The sequence below is a fragment of the Variovorax sp. NFACC27 genome, from assembly GCF_048301545.1.
Lineage (GTDB): Bacteria > Pseudomonadota > Gammaproteobacteria > Burkholderiales > Burkholderiaceae_C > Variovorax > Variovorax gossypii.
Genome location: NZ_CP157613.1, coordinates 4063497 through 4083216, shown reverse-complemented (window position 1 = coordinate 4083216; position 19720 = coordinate 4063497). Strand labels below are relative to the sequence as shown.

General features: G+C 65.5%; 18 protein-coding genes and 1 pseudogene. 12 read left to right on the top strand and 7 right to left on the bottom strand.

Annotated features, from left to right (window positions below; translation table 11 throughout):
* Positions 1-2 precede the first annotated feature (2 nt).
* Positions 3-1745 (top strand): thiamine pyrophosphate-binding protein, encoded by a 1743-nt coding sequence (locus ABL840_RS19125; protein ID WP_093307613.1) that lies wholly within the window; start codon positions 3-5, stop codon positions 1743-1745.
* 24 nt (positions 1746-1769) lie between these two features.
* Entirely contained in the window at positions 1770-2195 is a 426-nt protein-coding gene (locus ABL840_RS19120; RefSeq protein WP_218153033.1) for a GlcG/HbpS family heme-binding protein, read from the top strand.
* Positions 2196-2202: 7 nt separating this feature from the next.
* Here the strand turns inward: ABL840_RS19120 and ABL840_RS19115 are convergent, their stop codons facing one another.
* Positions 2203-3144, bottom strand: coding sequence for a LysR family transcriptional regulator (locus ABL840_RS19115; RefSeq protein ID WP_170217196.1), 942 nt, complete (start codon positions 3142-3144; stop codon positions 2203-2205).
* Between the two features lie 87 nt (positions 3145-3231).
* Here ABL840_RS19115 and ABL840_RS19110 point away from each other — a divergent pair, with 87 nt between their 5' ends.
* The 7 genes from ABL840_RS19110 (at position 3232) to ABL840_RS19080 (ending at position 9869) form a co-directional block, all read left to right on the top strand.
* A complete protein-coding gene (locus ABL840_RS19110; protein ID WP_093208572.1) occupies positions 3232-4206 on the top strand; it encodes a Bug family tripartite tricarboxylate transporter substrate binding protein in 975 nt (324 codons plus the stop codon).
* 20 nt (positions 4207-4226) lie between these two features.
* Positions 4227-5252, top strand: coding sequence for an amidohydrolase family protein (locus tag ABL840_RS19105; protein WP_093208574.1), 1026 nt, complete (start codon positions 4227-4229; stop codon positions 5250-5252).
* The gene (locus ABL840_RS19100; RefSeq protein WP_093307615.1) at positions 5249-6154 is read left to right on the top strand and encodes a VOC family protein; all 906 of its coding nucleotides are present in this window, start codon (positions 5249-5251) and stop codon (positions 6152-6154) included. Before ABL840_RS19105 ends, ABL840_RS19100 begins: the two co-directional genes overlap by 4 nt.
* A gap of 24 nt (positions 6155-6178) precedes the next feature.
* A complete protein-coding gene (locus ABL840_RS19095; RefSeq protein ID WP_093208579.1) occupies positions 6179-7042 on the top strand; it encodes a fumarylacetoacetate hydrolase family protein in 864 nt (287 codons plus the stop codon).
* Complete coding sequence (locus ABL840_RS19090; protein ID WP_418116334.1) at positions 7039-8589, top strand: bifunctional 3-(3-hydroxy-phenyl)propionate/3-hydroxycinnamic acid hydroxylase; 1551 nt, start codon at positions 7039-7041, stop codon at positions 8587-8589. The genes ABL840_RS19095 and ABL840_RS19090 overlap by 4 nt, the downstream gene beginning before the upstream one ends.
* Positions 8590-8915: 326 nt before the next feature.
* Positions 8916-9452, top strand: coding sequence for a hypothetical protein (locus ABL840_RS19085; protein WP_418116333.1), 537 nt, complete (start codon positions 8916-8918; stop codon positions 9450-9452).
* 168 nt (positions 9453-9620) lie between these two features.
* Positions 9621-9869: a hypothetical protein gene (locus ABL840_RS19080; protein WP_170217195.1), complete on the top strand. Its 249-nt coding sequence runs from the start codon at positions 9621-9623 to the stop codon at positions 9867-9869.
* Here ABL840_RS19080 and ABL840_RS19075 read toward each other — a convergent pair.
* The 3 genes from ABL840_RS19075 to ABL840_RS19065 are packed head-to-tail and all read right to left on the bottom strand — an operon-like array spanning position 9804 to position 12873.
* Positions 9804-11144, bottom strand: coding sequence for a metal-dependent hydrolase family protein (locus tag ABL840_RS19075; protein ID WP_093307617.1), 1341 nt, complete (start codon positions 11142-11144; stop codon positions 9804-9806). The genes ABL840_RS19080 and ABL840_RS19075 overlap by 66 nt on opposite strands.
* A 60-nt stretch (positions 11145-11204) precedes the next feature.
* Positions 11205-11993, bottom strand: coding sequence for an alpha/beta fold hydrolase (locus ABL840_RS19070; RefSeq protein WP_093307619.1), 789 nt, complete (start codon positions 11991-11993; stop codon positions 11205-11207).
* A gap of 10 nt (positions 11994-12003) precedes the next feature.
* Positions 12004-12873, bottom strand: coding sequence for a fumarylacetoacetate hydrolase family protein (locus tag ABL840_RS19065; protein WP_093307621.1), 870 nt, complete (start codon positions 12871-12873; stop codon positions 12004-12006).
* Between the two features lie 186 nt (positions 12874-13059).
* On the opposite strand from ABL840_RS19065, the gene ABL840_RS19060 reads away from it, so the two are divergent.
* A complete protein-coding gene (locus ABL840_RS19060; protein ID WP_093208587.1) occupies positions 13060-13929 on the top strand; it encodes a helix-turn-helix domain-containing protein in 870 nt (289 codons plus the stop codon).
* A gap of 298 nt (positions 13930-14227) precedes the next feature.
* Here ABL840_RS19060 and ABL840_RS19055 read toward each other — a convergent pair whose 3' ends face one another.
* On the bottom strand, positions 14228-15676 hold the full coding sequence (locus ABL840_RS19055) for an IS1182 family transposase (protein ID WP_093308116.1): 1449 nt from the start codon (positions 15674-15676) through the stop codon (positions 14228-14230).
* A gap of 89 nt (positions 15677-15765) precedes the next feature.
* The gene (locus ABL840_RS19050) at positions 15766-16326 is read right to left on the bottom strand and encodes a hypothetical protein (protein ID WP_143043071.1); all 561 of its coding nucleotides are present in this window, start codon (positions 16324-16326) and stop codon (positions 15766-15768) included.
* A gap of 138 nt (positions 16327-16464) precedes the next feature.
* On the opposite strand from ABL840_RS19050, the gene ABL840_RS19045 reads away from it, so the two are divergent.
* A complete protein-coding gene (locus ABL840_RS19045; RefSeq protein ID WP_418116332.1) occupies positions 16465-17418 on the top strand; it encodes a nucleotidyl transferase AbiEii/AbiGii toxin family protein in 954 nt (317 codons plus the stop codon).
* Here ABL840_RS19045 and ABL840_RS19040 read toward each other — a convergent pair.
* Positions 17415-18230, bottom strand: coding sequence for a type IV toxin-antitoxin system AbiEi family antitoxin domain-containing protein (locus tag ABL840_RS19040; protein WP_256230329.1), 816 nt, complete (start codon positions 18228-18230; stop codon positions 17415-17417). The two genes, ABL840_RS19045 and ABL840_RS19040, sit on opposite strands and share 4 nt — an antisense overlap.
* 1287 nt (positions 18231-19517) lie before the next feature.
* On the opposite strand from ABL840_RS19040, the pseudogene ABL840_RS19035 reads away from it, so the two are divergent.
* Positions 19518-19628: pseudogene (locus tag ABL840_RS19035) on the top strand (XRE family transcriptional regulator); the annotation flags it as partial.
* Positions 19629-19720: the final 92 nt, after the last annotated feature.

The window sequence follows — 19720 nt, the reverse complement described above, 5'->3', positions numbered from 1 at the left end:
ACATGGCGCTGCAAATCAACGGCGCGCAGGCGTTGGTGCGGCTTCTGCTCGCAGAGCAGGTGCGGGAGGTTTTCGGCATCGTCGGCGGCAAGCTGGGGCCGTTGCTGCACGCGATCTCGCATCAGGAACAGTTGCGCTTCCTCGGGGTGCGGCACGAAGGCGCAGCCCCGATGATGGCGGCCGGTGTCCATGCCGCGTCGGGGCGGATCGCGGTGGCGCTGGGCGAGATGGGGCCGGGCGGTCTCAACCTGGCCTCCGGCCTGGGCGTGGCCTTCAACAACAACCTGCCGCTGCTGGCCATCACCACCAACCAGCATCGCGCCGCCTGCTATCCGCACAGCGGCATGTTCATGGACCTGGACACCGTGGCGCTGACGCGGCCGATCACCAAGTGGAACGCGGTGGCGCATGATGCGCGCCGCCTGCCGGAGCTCGTGCGCCGCGCCTTTCGCGAGGCGCTGAGCGGACGGCCCGGCCCGGTGCACCTGGACATTCCGCAGGACGTGCTGAGCCAGTCCTGCAGCTTCGAGGAGGCGGAGTTCGACGTTGCGCCGGCGAGCTATCGCTTCGTGGGGCGTGTCCGGCCGCATGCCGACGATGTGCGCCGCGCGGCGGCCCTCATGGCGCAGGCCAGGCGCCCGCTCATCGTGGCCGGCGGCGGCGTGGTCGCGAGCGGCGCGGCCGCCAGCGTGCGTGCGCTTGCGCAGCGTTGGCAGGCGCCGGTGCTTCCCACGCAGATGGCGCTCGGCGTGGTGGCCTCGGACAGCCCGCATTTCATCGGCCATGGCGGCCTGATCGCCGGGGAGCCCGTGCGGCTGGCCTTCGAGCGCGCCGATCTCGTCCTCGCCGTGGGATGCCGCTGGTCGTCCTGGATGTGGGACGCGCACGGGCCGCTGGCGCGGCGGCCGCAGCGGCTGATCAGCATCAACATCGATCCGTCGGCATTGGGGCACCCCGCCTTGCACGAACTCGCACTGCAAGCCGATGCAAGCGCCGCGCTCGAGGATCTGCTCGCAGCCGGTGATGCCGACCTGGAGCGTGCCGTCGACAGCGGCTGGCTGCGCGACCTGCGGCAGGCGCGCGAGGCGTACGCGTCGCGCCTGGCGGCACTGGGGGAGGAGGGCGAACCGGGCGAGGCCATGCACCCCGCGGCGCTGGCGCGCGCGATCGGCGAGGCCTTGCCGAAAGACGGCCTGGCCGTCTTCGACGGCGGCCACACCAGCTTCTGGAGCAACGACCTGACGCCGGTGCTCGACGTGCGCACGCGCTTTCACGAGCCGGGCATGAGCCACCTCGGTTTTGGCCTGCCCTATGCCATCGCGCTGCAGGCGCAGCAGCCTGAGCGGGCCGTCACGCTCATCACGGGCGACGGCTCCTTCGGCTTCACGCTCAACGAACTGGACACCGCGCGACGTCACCGCCTGCCGGTGCTCGTCATCGTCCACAACAACGCCGCCTGGGGCATCATCCGTGCCGGTCAACGCAATGCGCTCGGTTTCGAACTGGGCACCGCGCTCGACGGGACAGACTATGCAGCCATCGCGCGGGGTTTCGGTTGCCACGGCGAACGTGTGACGGCCCTGGCCGAGGTCGGGCCCGCCATCCGCCGCGCGCTGGCCTCGGGTCTGCCGGCCGTGCTCGACTGCCGCACACGCTTCGTGCCGCACCCCGCCATGCCTGCCTTCGCCAGCATGAACCGCTATGGCTTCGAGGCTGTCGCCGGCCCCGGGGCGGCCGCTCATTGAATGAATGAAAGAAAAGGAAAGCCCGTGTCCAGCCTGACCCTGCAGCAAGCCCGCACCATCATCGATGCGGCCCTCGCGAAATCGAAGGAAGCCGGCTACCAGCCCATGGGCATTGCGGTGCTCGATGCCGCCGGCCATCTCAAGGCCTTCGTGAGCGAAGACGGTGCCAGCATGTTCCGCTTCGACATCGCGCGTGCCAAGGCATGGGGTGCGGTGGGCATGGGCGTGGCCAGCCGCAAGCTGGCCGAGCGCGCGAGGGACAACCCCAACTTCTTCGTCGCGCTGGCCGCCACGGCCGAGGGCAAGTTCCTGCCTCAGACCGGTGCGGTGGTGATCCGCGATGCGGCTGGCACGCTGCTGGGCGCGGTAGGTGCCAGTGGCGGCACCGGCGACGAGGATGAAGCCATCTGCATCGCCGGGGTGCAGGCGGCGGGGCTGAGCGCCGGTTGAAGCACCTTCAGCCGGCGGCCTGCCAGTCGGGCAGGCGTGCGTTGGCGTCGCGCCGGTTCACTTCGTAGAACAGGCCGCGCAGCCAGCGGTTGGATGCATCGTTCTGCATGCGACGGTGCCAGTACTGCTGCACCTGGAGCTGCGGCGGCTTGAAGGGCAGTTCGATGGTCTTCACCGCGATATGCCGCTGCACCACGGTGGCGATGTCGTCGGGCACGGTCGCCACCAGGTCGCTGCCGGGCAGCAGCGACAACAGGCTCATGAAATGCGAGAGCTCCAGCGTCACGTGCCGGTGCCAGCCCTTGTCCTCCAGGAAGCGGTCCAGCATGTGCTCGCGCCCGTCGGGCCGCACGACGATGTGCCGCGCCGCCAGGTACTGCCGCGCCGTCATGCGCGAAGGCGCTGCCGCATTGTGCGCGCAGGCGATGCAGGTGTAGGACGTCCTGAACAGCGCCTGGCGGAAGTAGCCCGCCTTCTGCAGATCGGGAAAGAAGCCCACGGCCAGATCGGCCTCGCCGGCCTCCAGCGCATGGGCGGCCGCCGTGCGCGGCATGGAAAGCGCACGCAGCCGCACCAGCGGCGCTGCCTGCCGCAGGCGTCGCAGCACCCCGGGGAGAAACGCCACCTCGCCGATGTCGGGGGTGAGCAGCGTGAAGCTGCGCTCCGCGCTCGCCGGATCGAAGCCAGCCGGTTGAAGGATCTCCGCCTGGATCGCCTGCACCACACGTTGCACCACGGGGCTCAGTGCCTGCGCGCGCGGCGTGGGCTCCATCTGCGCGCCGGCGCGCACGAACAGGTCGTCGTCGAAGGTTGCGCGCAGCCGCGCCAGGGCGGCGCTGGTGGCGGGCTGGCTCAGCCCGATGGCTTCGGCCGCGCGGCTGACGCTGCGCAGCCTGGCCATCGCATCGAACAGCACCAGCAGGTTGAGGTCGACCGATCGAATATCCATGAAATGGATTTTATGTATCTGCGTCATCGACTGTTCAGATGTTGGGAGGCTTCCTAGCATCCAGGCTCCAAGAACAAAGGAGACTCCATGCAACGCAGAGATTTCGTCCGGACGGCGACGCTGTTTCCGCTGGCGGGCAGCGGGCTGCTTCGCGCACAGCCCGACTGGCCGCAGCGCCCCGTCAAGTTCATCCTTTCGCAGCCCGCGGGCTCGGGGCCCGACATCCTCGCGCGCTACGTGGCCGACCGGCTCGCGCGAAGCTGGGCCCAGCCCATCGTGATCGAGAACAAGCCGGGCGGGCAGAACGTGATCGGCGCGCTGGCGGCGGCGCGGTCGCAGCCCGATGGCTACACCTTCTACTACGCGACCACCGCGGCGATGGTGACCAATGCCTACACCTTCAAGGCCCTGCCCTACGACCCGGCGAAGGATTTCGCGCCGGTGCGGCTGGTGGGGCGCAGCCCCTTCGTGATCGCTGCCGCGGCGAACTTCCCGGCCAGGAATCTGAAGGAGGCGCTGGCACTGGCCAAGGCGCAACCGGGCAGCGTCGCGATCGCCACCGAAGGCCCGAAGACCTTCTCCGGCATGCTGGCCGACAGCGTGGCCGGGATGGCCGGCGTGCGTTTCAACCATGTGCCCTACACCAAGGCGCCCGATGCACTGCAGGATGTGATCGGGGGGCGGGTGCCGCTGGTGTGCCTGCCCGATGCGGCCCTTACTGCATACCTCTCCGCGGGGAAGGTGCGTGCACTGGCCGTGAGCACTGCCGGACGGCAGCCGGGCATGCCGGACGTGCCCGCGCTGTCCGAGACCTTCCCCGGTTTCGAGTACACGGGATGGAACGGTCTCTTTGCGCCGGCAGGTACGCCCACGGAGGTGATCGCGCGCGTCAACCGCGACCTGGAAGCCGTCATGCAGCAGCCCGAGGTGCTGCAGCGCCTGCAGACCCTCGGCTCGCAGGCCGAGCAGCGCATGTCGGTGCCGGAGTTCGAGGCCTTCATGCACAGCGAGCGCGAGCGCTGGGCCAAGCTGGTCAGGCAGCTCGACATCCGGCCCGAATAGCCCTGCGCCGGAGAAAAGAAATGACCCGTTGCCGCTGCGGCATCGATGTGCATGCGCATGTGGTGCCCGAGCACTTCCCGAGCTACATCGGCTCCAGGCTGCCGGCCGACTGGCCCTCGATGGCGCCCGCCCACGCCTGCCATCGCCACGTGATGATCGCGAACAAGGTGTATCGCACGGTGTCTGACCGCTGCTGGAGCACCGCACGCCGGCTCGAGGATCTGCCGGGCATGGGGCTCGCACTGCAGGTGATCTCGCCCATGCCGGAGCTCCTGTCGTACTGGATGGCCGCCCACGACGCCCACCAGTTGCTGCGCTACACCAACGATTGCATGGCCGGCATGGTGGCGCAGGGCAACGGCCGCATCGCGGCGCTCGGCGCGGTGCCGCTGCAGGACATCGACCTGGCGATTGCCGAGCTCGAGTACGTCGTGGGAACGCTGGGGTTCGCGGGCGTGGAGATCGGCAGCAATGTCAACGATGCGCCCGTGGGTGCCGCGCAGTTCGATGCCTTCTTCGAAGCCTGCGAGGCCCTGGGGGCCGCGGTGTTCGTGCACGCCTTGCGCCCGGCCGGCATGGACCGGCTGGTGGGCCCCGCGCCCTTGCAGCAGGTGCTGGCCTATCCGGGGGACGTGGGCCTGGCGGCCGCGTCGGTCATCACGGCCAACCTGCTGCTGCGCCGGCCGCGCCTGCGCATCGCGTTCAGCCATGGCGGCGGCACGCTGGCCACGTTGCTGCCTCGCCTGCAGCAGGGCTGGGAAGTGTTTCCCGCGCTGAAGGAGAGCATCACGGCCTCGCCCGCGGAGCAGGCGCGGCGGCTGTTCTACGACACGCTCGTGTTCGACGAGCCCCTGCTGCGCCACCTGGTGCATCGCTTCGGCGCCGGCCAGTTGATGGTGGGCACCGACTACCCCTTCAATTTCCATGACCGCACGCCGGTGCAGCGCATCGAGGCCGCCGGCTTCGATGAAGCCACGGTGGCGGCCCTGGTGCATCGCAACGCCGAGCGATTCCTCGGCCTTCCCAAGAAAGAGACGACCCTATGAGCTCCCCCTGGATCCAAGGTCTGCGCAGCGTGGCGCTCGAGGTGCCCGACCTCGCGCAGGCCGAAGCCTTCTACACCGGCACCTGGCGGCTGGAAGTCGCCCACCGCGGCGACTCCGTGCTGTACCTGCGCGGCACGGGCGGTGACGGCCACCTGCTGGCGCTGCACCAGGGCACGGAGGTCCCGCGCATCCGCCAGGTGACGCTGCGCGCGCGCAGCCGGGAGGCGCTCGATGCCGTGGCCGCCCGCGTCGTGGCCGCCGGCGGCACCCTGCTGGCGCCGCCGCACGAACTCACGCGCGATCCCGCCGGTGGCGTCGGTCTGAAGTTCAGGGACCCGCACGGGCGCATCTTCCAGGTGGTGCACGGCGACAGCCGGCAGCCCGAGGGACCCGCGGTCAAGGACCGGCCCATCCGCCTGACCCACGTGGTGCTCAACAGCCACGCGGTGGACGAGACGCAGGTCTTCCTGCAGCAGGCGCTGGGCTTTCGCCTGGCAGACCGCACCGGGATCATGGCCTTCATGAACTGCGATCGCGATCACCACACCATCGCCATCGGCATCTCGGACAACGATGCGCTCAACCACATCGCCTTCCTCATGCCCGACTTCGAATCGGTGATGCGCGGCGGCGGCCGCATGAAGGACGCGGGGTTTCCCATCCAGTGGGGCCCCGGCAGGCACGGCCCGGGCAACAACCTCTTCAACTACTTCATCGATCCCTTCGGCGTCGTCATCGAGTACACGGCCGAGGTGGAGCAGATCGACGACGGCTACGAGGCGCACGGCCCCGAGCACTGGAAGTGGCCGCCGGGCCGCGTGGACCAGTGGGGCATCTCTGCCGCCCCCGGCGCCGCCCTGAAGGACGCACAGCGGCGCATCTTCTTCGCAACGAACCCCTGATTTTTCCAACCGAGTGACATCCCGATGAAATTCACCACCTACCTGCGCCAAGGCGCACCGCGCCTGGCCCTTGTCGACGCCCAGGACCTGATCGATCTGAACGATGCCGACGCGCTGGTGCCGGCCGACCTGCGCGCCGCGCTGAGCGCCGGCGTCGACCTGCAGGCCGCGGCGCGGCAAGCACTGAGATCGGGTCAGCGTCAGCCCCTTGAAGGCGCGAGGTTGGCGCCGCTGGTGCCCGAGCCCGGCAAGATCGTCTGCCTGGGCCTCAACTACTACGATCACGCCAAGGAAGGCGGTCGCGAGAAGCCCGACTACCCCTGGTTCTTCTTTCGTGCGCCCTCGTCGCTGTTGGCCCATGGGGAGGCCGGATGGTTGCCCAAGGTGTCGACACGCTTCGACTACGAGGCCGAACTGGCGGTGGTGATCGGCCGCAAGGTGCCTCGGCACACGCCCCAGGCCCAGGCGCTGGCTTATGTCTTCGGCTACAGCTGCTTCAACGACATGAGCGTGCGCGATTACCAGAAGCGCACGCCCCAATGGACCATCGGCAAGAACTTCGACCGCACCGGCGGCTTCGGACCCGTGCTGGTCACCGCCGACGAATTGGCGCCGGGCGCCGCGGGCCTGCGCATCCAGAGCCGCCTGAATGGCCAGGTGATGCAGGACGCCAATACCGACGACATGATCTTCAGCGTCGCCGAGACCATCGCCTTGCTGGCACAGGTGCTGACCCTGGAGCCGGGCGACGTGATCGTGATGGGCACGCCCGCCGGCGTGGGCCAGGCGCGCACTCCACCCGTATGGATGCGCGCGGGCGACACCATCGAGATAGAGATCGATGGCGTCGGCCTTCTCTCCAACCCCATTGCGGATGAGGCGGCGTGAGCACGAGCGACATCTACGACGTCGCGATCGTCGGATACGGCCCGGTGGGGCAGGTGGCCGCAGGGCTGTTGGGACAGCGTGGATTCAAGGTCTACGTGTGCGAGCGCATGCCGGATGTCCACCAGATTCCCCGTGCCATCTCGCTGGACCACGAGATCATGCGCGTGTTCCAGCAGCTGGGCGTGGTCGAGGCTGTCGAGCCTTACATCGAGCCGTTCACCAACTCCGAGTACCTCGGCGCCGACGGTCAGCTGATCCGGCGCATGACCATGGTGGCGCCTCCCTATCCGCAGGGGTACACGCCTTCCATGGTGTTCACGCAGCCGCCCGTGGAGCGGGCACTGCGCGCGCGCGTGGCGCAGTTGCCCAACGTGACGGTGGACCTGGGCGTGGAGATGGGCGCGCTCGCGCAGGACCCGGAAGGCGTCATGCTGCAGATCGGCTCCGGGGGACAGGCTCGCACCGTGCGTGCGCGCTACTGCATGGCCTGCGACGGGGGCAGCAGCGGCGTGCGCACCCAACTGGGCATCGAGATGCAGGACCTGGACTTCGACGAGCCCTGGCTGGTGGTCGATGTGCTGGTCAACGAGCGCGGCCTTGCCAAGCTGCCGAAGGTGAGCGTGCAGTACTGCGAGCCGCAGCGCCCGTGCACCCTGGTGATCGGTCCGAAGAACCATCGTCGCTGGGAGATCTCGATCCTGCCGGGCGAAGACCCCGTGCAGGTCGCCACGGCCGAGCACACCTGGCAGTTGCTGTCGCGTTGGCTCACGCCCGACGACGGTCAGCTGTGGCGCCAGGCGAGCTACCGCTTCCATGCGCTTGTTGCCCAGCAGTGGCGCCATGGGCGCGTCTTCCTGGCCGGAGACGCTGCGCACATGCAGCCGCCTTTCCTTGGACAGGGCATGTGCCAGGGCGTGCGTGATGTGGCCAACCTGAGCTGGAAGCTCGCGGCCGTGCTGCAAGGCGAGGTGCGGGGCGACGCTGGCGAGGCGCTGCTCGACAGCTATGGCACGGAACGCCGGGCCCACGTGCGCGAGCTCACCAGCCGCATCAAGGGCGTGGGAGCCGTCATCTGCGAGCGGGACGTGGCCAAGGCCAGAGCGCGCGATGCTCGCCTGCTGGAGGAGTGCGCAGGCCAGGTGCAGGACACGCCCCGCCAGGACATCCTGCCGCGCCTGGAAGACGGGTTCCTGTCGGGGCAAGCCAGCGCGGCACGCGGCGGCCTGTTTCCCCAACCGTGGCTGACTGGTGCAGCGGGAGCCCGCCAGCGCATGGACGAGCTGGCAGGCCATGGCTGGCGGCTCGTGCTTGCACCGGGCGTCGAGCGGGCTGGTGACGCTTCGATACCTGGCCTCACCGTGGTCGCGCTCGGCAGCGCGGACGATGTGGAGGGTGTTGCGGCCCACTGGTTCCAACGGCACGGGTGTGTCGCCGCGCTCCTGCGGCCTGACAACTACGTCTATGGCGTGGCCGGGGCCGCCGCCGAAGCGGCTGCCCTGTGCGAGGAGGCTGCGGCGGCTCTTGGAGCGTCGGCCTGCATTGCGTGAGGGCATCGCGCAGTGAGCGAAAGAGGAGGCCGAGGCGCGAGGGACGCCCTGTTGCGGCGCGTGCCCCGGTTCGTTCGCGTGTTCCACCGCATGGGGGTGTCGATGGCATGCAGGCCGCGCGACAGCCATCGCTGCCAGCCCGGCGTGCATTCGGGCGCCAGCCGGGCAAAGACTGCGACGAACAAGGAGCCCTCAAGGGAATCCTCGTGAGGCAGGGCGCACGGCCTTCCTGTTGAAGGATGAAGCCGTAGGAGAATCTCCCGTTGCTCACGCCCGCCATTCGCCGGCGGCAGGTCCACAGGTTCCAACGGGAAGGATGCCACGCCATGGGATGCAGCATTTCGCGCAAAGAGGGTTCACAGGGCTCACGCATCGGACTTCGTGCTGCCACGGTCATGGCGCTCGCCCTGTCGTTGGCGCCCATGCTGGCGGCCGGCCAGGACCCCGACATGAGATGGTCGCAGGACCCCGCGACAGGGTGTCGCTTCGTGGCACCGGCCTCGCTGGGTGCGGCGCCTACCTACTGGAGCGGAAGCTGCCAATCCGGCAAGGCATCCGGGATCGGCATGCTCCGCACCCGCGTCGGTGCGAATGCGGGCTATGCGTTCTACGGCGAATTGCGCGACGGCATGCCGGTGATCGGTGCCGTCGATCTGGAGGGCGGCTTTCGGGTGGGGCGGTTCGTTGCTGGAGACATCGGAACGCGCGACACCGAATGGCAGGAGCGGCACGATGGCTTCGAGGCCGCCTTGCGCGCGGCACGCGCGGTCAGCGCGCACTATGCCGGGCAGAAGAATACCGCTTCGGCACGGCACTACAGTGCCGTCGCGAAAAAGCTGGAGACGCAGCTGGAGGGAGATTGACCGCGGGCTTCGCCTGCGGCGTTCGCAGAACGGCCTGCGGGCGCCAGTTGCATTGACGACGCTGATGCCAGAACTGCGCTGGGAGGCGACGAACCAAGCGACTGTGCATCACAGCTCCTGAAGAGTCTTGGTCAAGTTGTCTCCCCGTTGCGCTCGCTCCAAGAGGGGGTGTCTACCTGGCCGGAACATGCGACATGTGTGGGAGCCGGCCTGAAGGCTGTCAGCCCACTCCACACCGTGGCCCCGCATGGATGGGATGACTTGTTGCCCTTCGGGTCAGACGCAATCCCGTCCGAGCGGGCGCTGCTGCTGCCCGCCGCGACCTGTCAACGAGCAGCGGAACCTGGTGGGTCAGTGCATCTCTGCCAAGGCTTCCTTGACGCCCTGTTCCTGCAGCGGTGTGTCGGCGCCTGCTAGATGCAGCGCGGCATGCGGCGGCACGGGCGTGGCGCAGTCCTTGTGGACCACGCCGTCCTTCATCACCAGCTGCACCTTCGCCGGGTCCGTCAGCAGCGACAGGTCCTGCAGCGGGTCGCCATCGATCAGGACGATGTCTGCGAGAAATCCCGCTTTCAGCTGTCCCAATTCATCGGGACGTTGCATGATCTCGCCACCCAGCCGTGTCGCGGCCATCAGCGCCTCCTTCGGTGTCATGCCGATGTAGTCGACAAAGTACTGGAGGTCGTTGGCATTGGTGCCGTGCGGCATCCAGGCAAAGCCGTAGTCGCCGCCCGGCAGGATGCGAATGCCGCGCCTGTGCATCTCGCGCAGCGAAGCCGAGGCGATTTCCAGCTCGCGCTTGTATCCCATCTGAGTGGCGACGGCTTCCGTGATGCCGTACTCGGCCGCGTTGTAGGTGGTGCGGATGAGCCAGCCGATGCCCGGCGCGACAAAGTGCCGGTCCTTGGCCGCCTCGAGCATGTCCAGCGCTTCCGAATCGGCAAAGCTGGCGTGGTAGACCATCTCGATGCCGTGGCGCACGCACTGCTTGACCGATTCGCTGGAGCGCGCGTGCGCGGCCATGCGCTTGCCGTAGCGCTTGGCTTCCTGCGCCAGCATGGCGACCTCGTCTTCCGCAAACGGCGACATTTCCGCGGGCAGGCCGGCGATGTACTCGCCCGACAGATTGATTTTCAGGTGATCGACGCCGTACTTGATGAAGGTGCGGGCCGATCTTCGGATGTCTTCGGGGCCGCTGCAGACGCTGCCGAAACTGAGTTCTTCGAACTTCATGTGTGGCAGCGTGTTGTCGCCCAGCGCGCCGATGGTGGTGATCTCCTGGCTGCCGGCCAGGTAGCGCGGGCCGGGGAACTCGCCCGCATCGATGGCGTTGCGCAGGACCACGTCCAGGCGCGGCTTGGCCGCCGCCGCGCCGATCGCGCAGGTCCAGCCCATGTCGAGGTAGCGCTTGGCCACGCGCACGCACCAGAGCATGTGCTCTTCGGGCGGCATGAACTGAATGGCCGCGAGAGACGGCTGGTCGTTCCACGAGAAATGCGTGTGGGCCTCGGTCATGCCCGGCATGAGGAAGCGGCCCTTGCCGTCGATCACGCGCGCGTCGTCGGTGCTCACGCGCTTGGGAAGGCGCGCCACTTCGACGATGCGCTTTCCTTCCACGAGCAGATCGCCGGTGTAGGGGTCTTCGCCCGAGCCGTCGAAGATGCGGACATTGGTGAATGCAATACGGGTCATCGTTGTCTCCTTCGGCCTGTACGGCCGGCCATGGGTGGTCGAATGGAATCCGGCGCCGCCTCAGTGCAGTGCCGCGTAGAAGGCTTCGAGCTCTTGCGTGCAGCGCTGCGGCTGCTCGAAAGTCGTCCAGTGGCCGCATCCGTCGAGCACGACGAGGCGGCTGCCGGCGATGCGTTCCTGCATGACGCGGACGCTGGCCGGCGGGGCCACACCGTCCTGGTCGCCGGTGACCAGCAGCGTAGGGACGTCAAGGCGTTCGAGTGCGGCCGGCTGCGCATCGGCCAGCGCCGCACAGCTCTGCGCGTAGCCCTCGGGCGACTGGCGCATCACGCTCTCCCGCACCAGCGCGAGCACCGCCGGCTGCAACTCCTTCGTCTGCGCGCTGGTCGCGCCCTTCACGATGGCATCGGCGATCTCCTGCATGGCCGCCGCGCCGCCGCGCGCCGCGTGGGCACGGGCTGCGATGCTGGGGCGCGCGGCATCCGAGGGCGCAGCCAGCGGCCCGAAGAGTGCCAGCGATCTCACCGTCCCGGGGCGGCGCAGCGCCAGATGTTGGGCGACGATCGTGCCCATCGAGTGCGCCATCACATGCACCTTGCCGATGTCGAGCACAGAGAGCAGGCTCACCATCGCGTCCACGTAGCGCTCGATCGACAATGCCTTGCCGTCCGCGGGCAGCGGTGACCTTGCGCTGCCCGGCAGATCGGGCCGGATGCGCCGAAAACCGCCGAGCGCCGGCAACACGGGCGTCCAGGCGTTCGAGGAGCCGCCGAGCCCGTGGATGCACAGCAGTGCCTCGCCGTCACCGTCGATTTCGACGCTCAGATCGTTCAGTACTTGAGTGGTCATGCACAGCCCCTCAGACGAACTTGTTTTCGATGGCGCCGAGCCGGTCGATCTCCACACGCACGACGTCGCCGGCGCGCAGGTAACGCGGCGGGCTCATGCCCATGCCCACACCGGCTGGCGTGCCGGTCGCGATGACGTCGCCGGGATAGAGCGTGATGCCGCGCGAGATGGTCTCGATCAGCGTGGGGATGTCGAAGATCATGTTCTCGGTCGGGCCGTCCTGGCGCAGCTCGCCGTTGACCCAGCAGCGCACGCGCGTCTTGGTGCCGTCGAACTCGTCGGCGGTGACGATCCACGGCCCCATCGGGCAGAAGGTGTCGAAGGACTTGCCCATGTCCCACTGCCCGTGGCGCACCTGCACATCGCGCGCGGTCACGTCGTTGACGACCGTGTAGCCAAACACATGCGACATCGCGGCGGCGCGTGTGATGTTCTTGCCGCCCTTGCCGATCACGACGGCCAGCTCGGCTTCGTAGTCGATCTGCGTGGACACCTCGGAAGGCACGAACACGTCGTCGTGCGGGCCCACGACGCACTCGGGTACCTTGGTGAAGACGATGGGCCATTCGTCGGTCCTGGCCGCGTTGTCCTTGAACACCGAGGTTGCCAACTCCTTGGCGTGCGCATGGTAGTTGCGCCCCACGCACCAGAGGTTGCGGCGCGGCTTGGGCAGCGGCGCGTCGAGCACCACGCTGTCCAAGTCGATGGCGGGACCGGCGACCTCCGGAAGCGAGCCGCCATCGGCCAGCGACTCGATCAGCGTCAGCACGCCGCCCTCGGCCTGGGCCTGCGTGAGCTGCAGTGGGGTGACGGTCATTCCGTCGGTGGAGACGAGGCCGACCTTGCGGTGGCCTTCGCTCGTGAAAGTGGCGATTCGCATGAAGAGTTGCTCCTGTGTTCCAGCGATGCGGCAACTCTAGAAATTGCGAGCCGACCCCGCTTATCGGCCGGTCCGGCGGCATATCAAATCGTCTGGTGTGCTCCTAAGGACTTACCCGGGGGCGCCATGCCGGCCAGGGGGCGGGGGAGGAACAATCGCGGCAAACCACCTCGATGAAGCACGCAGATGCAGGAAGCCTATGCACTTCACGAAGGCGCGTTCGGCACGGCGATCGTCCTGGAGGCGAGCGCCAATCTGGTGTCGCACGCGCACTCGGAGACGCAGCTCGCCCTTTGGCTGGGCGGAGCGCGCGCGTGCGCGCATGTCGGCGCGGAAACCGTGCCCTACAGCGAAAGCGTGGCGCTGGGCGTGAACGCGTTCGAGGCGCACGACATGGTCCGCCTGGACGACAGCGGCTCGAGCCTGTTCATCGTCTTCATGATCAAGAAGGAGTGGCTCGACGAGCTTGGCCAGGCGAAGGACCGCAGCTTCCGGTTTCCCTCGCCGCGCGTGCCCATCGGCGCTGCGCTGCGCCGTTCATGCTGGCGCGTACTGGACCTGATGATCTCCGCGGGCAGTGGACGCGAGCGGATCGACCAGGAAGTCGAGCGCTTGCTGGAGGCGGCCATCGCGGCCTCCACGGCCGGCGGCGTTGATGCGCCCGTTGCGGGCGGCATCGGCGTTGCGCTGGACCATCGCCTGCGCGCCGCCATCGCCCACATGCGTGCCCATGTGTCCGAGAAAACGACCATCGACGAGATCGCGGCCAAGGTCGGTCTTTCGCGCGCGCACTTCTTCGCCTTGTTTCGCGACCAGTTGCACACGACGCCGCAGGTGTTCTGGAGCGGGGTGAGGGTCGAGGAAGCGATGCGACGCGTCAGTGAAGGCGGCGAACTCACGGACGTGGCGCTCGACCTGGGGTTTTCAGCGCCCGGCAACTTTTCGCGCTTCTTCAAGGAACACACCGGGATTTCGCCCTCGATTTTCAAGCGGGCCACACGTGCGCCTTCGCCAGTCACTGTCACGGGAATACCGCGTGAAGGCCAGCCGTCCTAGGCACGTGGAGGCGCTGCGGCGTTGCCTGCCACCGGATCAAAGTCAAACGCCCCATCGCCGTCAATCGCTGAAGAAACACCAAGCAGCATCAATGTGGGCGTCTGTGCGCGGGTGGCTGCCTTCGCGTCCGAAGCGGCCATTGCCCGTCGCGACACGAACGACGGCTGCTGGCCGAGGCTGTGTGGAAACGGCCTGACTTGCGAGTATGCCGAACCGGCGACTGATTCATCCAGTTGTTGTGGGCCGCTGGACGCGCAGCGTGGCACGCCCGAGGGGCAAGAAGGCAAGCAAAGGGGGCTCATGCCCCGATCAATCTCATCGCCTTCATCGTTCTGCTCATGCCCAGTATCGAGATCACCCGCTTCATGTTGTAGGCCAGCACGTGCAGGCTCATCTCAGTGCCCACGTTCGCCAGCGTTTTGGTGAGGAAGTGGGTCGAACCCATCCAGTGTTTGAGCGTGCCGAAGACGTGCTCGACGGTGCGCCGTCGTAACGTCATTGCATCAGGCTTGCGATCCAGTCGCTGCTGCGCGCGCTCGAGCACCGCTTCGTGCTCCCATCGCCGCACTCGCCGATAGGCACTGGGTGTGCACTGAGGCTTCAGCGGGCAACTGGGGCAGGCGCTGGTCCAATATAGGTGTGCATGCAGGCCGCTCTTCTCCACAGTGCTGAACCTGAAGATGGCCCGTTGTCCTGCTGGGCATAGGTACTCGTCGTCCTTCGCGATGTAGATGAAGTCGCTCTTGTCGAAGCGACCGTCCGCCTTGGCGCCGGAGGTCATCGGCTTGGGCACGTAGGCCGCGATGCCCGCATCCTCACAAGCCTTGAGTTCCGTGCCGTTGAAGTAGCCGCGATCAGCAAGTGCTTGCAGCTTGGTTTTGTTCATCGCTTCGCGCGCAGCGTTGGCCATCTTGCTCAGCTGCGCGCGGTCGTTGCCGACGTTGGTCACCTCGTGCGCCACGATCAAGTGGTGCTTCGCATCGACCGCCGCCTGCACGTTGTAGCCCACCAGGCCCGAGCCCGTGGCCTGTGAGTTCATCGAGCGCGCGTCAGGGTCAGTGAGCGAGCGTTGGCCGTCGGGCTCGTCCTTCAGCTCTTCTCGGGTGTCGTCGAGCTGCTTCATCTGATTGCGCAGCTTCTTGATCTTGTCCTGCAGTCGCTCGGTCTTGGCTTCAACCTCGGCAGGCTGGGTGCGATCGGCCGTCTCCAGGGCGTCTAGGTAACGCTGGATGCTCTGCTCGATCTGCTTCTGGCGCCCGTCGATCTTGCCGGGTGTGAAGTTGCGGTCTCGACTGTTGACTGCCTTGAACTTGCTGCCATCGATGGCCACCACAGCGCTGGTGAACAGCTTGAGCTCGCGGCACAGGATGATGAATTGACGGCACGCGTTGCGGATGCCCTGGCCGTTGTCCCGACGGAAGTCTGCGATAGTCTTGAAGTCAGGCGCCAATCGGCCGGTGAGCCACATCAGTTCCACGTTGCGCTGCGCTTCGCGCTCCAGGCGCCGGCTCGACTGAATGCGGTTTAGATAGCCGTAGATGTAGAGCTTAAGCAGCACCGATGGGTGGTACGAAGGTCGTCCGGTTGCTGCTGGCTCGACACCTTGGAAGCCCAACGCGTGCAGATCAAGCTCCTCGACGAAGGCATCCACGACTCGCACCGGGTTGTCTTCGCCGATATAGTCGTCCAGGCACTCTGGCATCAAGGTCACTTGCCGCCGGTCCTCGCTCTCGATGAATCGCCTCATGAGCCACCACCTTGTTCAGACGGGTTGGCTCAATATAGGTGACCATCGAGGGTGTTTCCACACAGCCTCGGCCGTGAGCAGATTTGTCGCTAGAGGCACATAAACAGCAGGAGGCTCTTGCCCTGACCAATCGCCTGCCGAGCAAATCCGCTCATCGCCTCTACGACCGGCTCAACGCCAGGGCCGTCGGCGCCCATATGCACCAGTTCATCGTGCTTGGCCCAGGACATTGCGACTTCCGCGACGGCGCCGGACTGCACCGCAGAAAGCCTTTGCACGAAGTCCTGCGGAAATTCAAAGACCCATCGCTCCTCCGTGTGCGCAAGGAGGTACTTCTCACCCTCAAAATCCACCGCGCCAGTTCCGCCGAGAGCGGACCAAAGTCCGGCGAGCGCCATGTTGTCCAAAGAGTTGAACTGCAAGCGAGGCCAGCTACCAGAAGCAGCGGAAAGAATTTCGGGTGCATCGCCAGTCGAGGCAATCAGGATGTCCGTGAGCATGCTTGATAGATTTTGAGCGTTGAAATCGTATGACTGCTCGTGGCCGCCTGTATCGGATGCGCGTTTTGGACTTGCTCGTCCACGAAGGATTTGAATGTGTGGAACAAAGGAAATGTTCAACGTGCTCATCGATCGATTGCCGCGACTCATGTGTGTCACCTTTCGTGTCTGCGTCGTCTCCGCCTGCTCGGGCGATTCGGCTGCCGACGCTTCTTGGGATCGCTTGCATATGGCAACATCAACCCGGCAAGCTGGAGGAAAAGCCGCGCTCAGGTATAGCGGCCGAGAATGCTCCAGGACCACCTTGGCCAGTACTGGAAGAACATGGCAAAGAGCGCGCGCGTCAAGAAAAACGACGAACACATTACCCTTGATCAGATCAAGAAACTGGCTGTCATGGCCATGTTTTCCGACGACGACCTCATGGATCAGCTGGTGCTGAAAGGTGGCAACGCGATGGCCCTTATCCACAAGTTGACCTCGCGTGAATCTGTCGACCTCGACTTCTCGATGCGCCATGATTTTCCGGATGGGCCCGAAGCCGTGCAGGACCGCATTGAGCTTGCATTGCAACGCACATTTCGGCTTGCGGGCTACGAACCCTTTGATCTCAAGATGGAGGAGCGGCCGGCCGAAGTCAGCCCGGATCTCGCCGGCTTCTGGGGTGGCTACGGCGTCGAGTTCAAGATGGTGCCGCATGCCCAGTTTGCGGCGCTGAAAAACGAACTTCCGAGGCTGAGGAACGCAGCGCTCAGCATTGGGCAGGGCCGCAAGTTCTTCATCGACATCAGTCGCTTCGAGTACGTCGATGACAAGGAATCCACCGAGCTGGATGGCTACCGCATCTACGTGTATTCGCCGCTGATGATCGCCTGTGAAAAGCTGCGAGCCATCTGCCAGCAGATGAACGAGTACGCCCCTGTCGTCAAGCGCAACAACCGCGCTGGTTCGCAGCGCGCCCGCGACTTTCTCGACATCCACACCCTGGTTGAAGGACTGGCACTGGACATGCTCTCGCCCAAGGCCCTGGACATCACACGCCAGATGTTCAAACTCAAGCATGTCGACCTGGACTGGCTCGGCAATATCAACAGCTATCGCGAGTTCCACCGCCAGGGCTTCCCTTCGGTGAAGGCCACCGTCAGCCGAGACTTCGACCTGCAGGAGTTTGATTTCTATGTGGACTATGTTGTGAAGCTGGCCAACGATGTCTTGGCTAAGGCCCGCGCGGCGCCGGCCTAAAAGCCTTCGGGTACGTGCAGCCGCCAAGCCTGCACGTACCTGGTCGCGCTCATCTCGTGGGTGAGATAGAAATCAAACTCCATTGGAAACCGGCGCATCAGATCCAGCGAACTGGCACGGTAGCCCGCACGCTCCAGATAAAAGCCGATGGCCTGGTGATAGGGGTAGGTGAACCGCAGCTTACCCAGCATCGCGCCCATCGTGTTCACCGAAACAACGTCCTTCGCCAGTTCGAAGGCCTTGGCCACCTCGAACACTCCGCCACAGTATGCGGGCCGCACGGCTGCATCGATCAATGTGCGCTCGATGCTGGTGGCCGGCACGCTCACGCGGCTCTCCGAACTCAGCTGGGCCTCGTGTTCCAGCACGCCCAACTCGCCCGTGTTGGCACTGTTGATCAACAGCACCTGCCAGTTCTTGAAATCGACGGAATTGTTGCTGATGCGGGCCGGCTGCTGAAACGCGTCGTCAATCGCCGACTGGGTGAGAGGGGTGCTCCACTGCGTGTCGCTGGATCGCTCGTGGCTGAGACAGAGAACCTTCGGAACCTGTTCCGTCAAGCCATGGAGCCGCATGGCGGTGTAGTGGCTGTAGTAGCTGCGCGGTTTCAAATGAAGCAGCAGTTCCATCGTTGGCAGATCCCCCCAGACATACAGCGTCTCCGCTTGATGGGGGAATGCGAACCTGTGTTCCCGAAGCTTGCCTTGCTTCTTGAGGAAGGCGATGAAATCGCTAAGGGTTGTGCGTTGAGCCAGACGCCAATCCGCTCGCTCGCGCGCAAGAATGCCCATCATCTGCTTGGGTCTGATCACGGGAGGGCGTGCCGCGAAGTACGCCAGGATGTCTGGTTTGGCGATCTGGAGACGAGAACGATCGGTGACTGAGTTTGCCGTGCTACGTGGCATATATGCCACGTAGCATATCAAATTCGCGGACGAATTGCAAGTCAAGCAGGTTACTGCCTATGGCAGTTGACAAAGGTGATCTGCATGTATATGCTAATTGGCATATATGCCAATTAGCACGATGAACGATTGATGACGCATTTGACGTAGCTGCTTCCCTGGTAATCCCCCGAATAATGCATCGACAAAGAGGTAGTGCATGAGATAGGCTCGAAAGCCTATAGGCTTTCGAGCCTATCTCAGCCTCCTGCCCTCCTGCCTTTGTGTGCGAGCTTCACCTTCTCGTCAGCCATGGGGCGTTGGATTGCACCGATCTCTGCCCCTGGATTTGGAGTGGCTCCCCTCGTCGGGATAGTCACTCCATTCAGAGGATCAATTTTCGGTGGCATTCAACAGCAAGGGGGCATCACCGAGTCCCTGGAGGCGGAACAGATTCTTCTTGCCTGGTTCGGCCACCTCCCGATTGCAGTTCAGGCGTCTCAGAACGGAGGTCAAGGCAAGGCAGGCCTCGATTTGTATTTAAAAATTTGCTCTACGAGTCGGTTCTATAAAAAATCTGAGCTATGTATGAGAAATCTGGGGCATTGGTGATTGGCTGCGAATTCCTCCTGAGCCGCATCCCCTTGCGCATGGTGCCGTTGCGCCGGCCCGCTCGGATCATGCCCGTCACCCGGATCGAGCAGATGACCGAGATGGAGATGGTCGCCGTGCCCCGCGGCGCGGCAGTGCCAGAAGGCTTTCGCCCGAGGCCTTGCCCCGATTTTTCTTCGGGTTGGAGTTGCTTCCCCGGGTGAGACGAATCAGCCGATCGCCCAGATCGTCTCGAACTACTGGCCCTCTTCTCGACTTGATGCGGATACGACCTTGTGTGGCAAGGTCCCGGTAGTTCTGCTCGACGATCCGTGAGCGTGCTCTTCGGGGGCCATGTTGCATCGTTCAGGTCGGTCTGTGCGGTGTCGCGGGTGCAGGGTGCGGCGTTCGTGTGGCCGATGCAGGTGAAGGGACGCAACATAGGGCGCACGCGTGGTGCTGATCGATGTCGCAACCTGCGCCCCGCTTTTGGCGAAGAGTCGCCAGGCAGTCCACCTTGGGGACCGACTAGGAAACTGTGCTCCCGGGGGCCGGCTGCAGCATGCCGCTCGTTCTTGGGTCTGCCTCGGCCAGGCGCAGGACATGGTCGCTGTCCCACTGATAGTGAAGGCAGGGGATACGTTGCTGTTCGACACCACGGCGCTGCACGGCATTGAGGTCATCCACTCGGGACTGGTGTCGTACCTGTCGGCGATTTACACGCTGAGGGAGTAGGGTGGGCGCTGGCGGTCCTCCTGGCGCGGGGGAAGGGTGGTGGCATGCGCTTTCTGTCGTGGGCTGTGCTGCATGTGGACATCTGCTTTCGG

What these genes read in the sequence shown, in the direction of transcription:
- ABL840_RS19075 (WP_093307617.1), bottom strand. Translation starts at nt 11,144, where the DNA reads ATGACCCGTATTGCATTCACCAATGTCCGCATCTTCGACGGCTCGGGC.
- ABL840_RS19125 (WP_093307613.1), top strand. Translation starts at nt 3, where the DNA reads ATGGCGCTGCAAATCAACGGCGCGCAGGCGTTGGTGCGGCTTCTGCTC.
- ABL840_RS19085 (WP_418116333.1), top strand. Translation starts at nt 8,916, where the DNA reads ATGGGATGCAGCATTTCGCGCAAAGAGGGTTCACAGGGCTCACGCATC.
- ABL840_RS19115 (WP_170217196.1), bottom strand. Translation starts at nt 3,144, where the DNA reads ATGGATATTCGATCGGTCGACCTCAACCTGCTGGTGCTGTTCGATGCG.
- ABL840_RS19095 (WP_093208579.1), top strand. Translation starts at nt 6,179, where the DNA reads ATGAAATTCACCACCTACCTGCGCCAAGGCGCACCGCGCCTGGCCCTT.
- ABL840_RS19100 (WP_093307615.1), top strand. Translation starts at nt 5,249, where the DNA reads ATGAGCTCCCCCTGGATCCAAGGTCTGCGCAGCGTGGCGCTCGAGGTG.
- ABL840_RS19110 (WP_093208572.1), top strand. Translation starts at nt 3,232, where the DNA reads ATGCAACGCAGAGATTTCGTCCGGACGGCGACGCTGTTTCCGCTGGCG.
- ABL840_RS19105 (WP_093208574.1), top strand. Translation starts at nt 4,227, where the DNA reads ATGACCCGTTGCCGCTGCGGCATCGATGTGCATGCGCATGTGGTGCCC.
- ABL840_RS19060 (WP_093208587.1), top strand. Translation starts at nt 13,060, where the DNA reads ATGCAGGAAGCCTATGCACTTCACGAAGGCGCGTTCGGCACGGCGATC.
- ABL840_RS19055 (WP_093308116.1), bottom strand. Translation starts at nt 15,676, where the DNA reads ATGAGGCGATTCATCGAGAGCGAGGACCGGCGGCAAGTGACCTTGATG.
- ABL840_RS19065 (WP_093307621.1), bottom strand. Translation starts at nt 12,873, where the DNA reads ATGCGAATCGCCACTTTCACGAGCGAAGGCCACCGCAAGGTCGGCCTC.
- ABL840_RS19070 (WP_093307619.1), bottom strand. Translation starts at nt 11,993, where the DNA reads ATGACCACTCAAGTACTGAACGATCTGAGCGTCGAAATCGACGGTGAC.
- ABL840_RS19050 (WP_143043071.1), bottom strand. Translation starts at nt 16,326, where the DNA reads ATGAGTCGCGGCAATCGATCGATGAGCACGTTGAACATTTCCTTTGTT.
- ABL840_RS19045 (WP_418116332.1), top strand. Translation starts at nt 16,465, where the DNA reads ATGCTCCAGGACCACCTTGGCCAGTACTGGAAGAACATGGCAAAGAGC.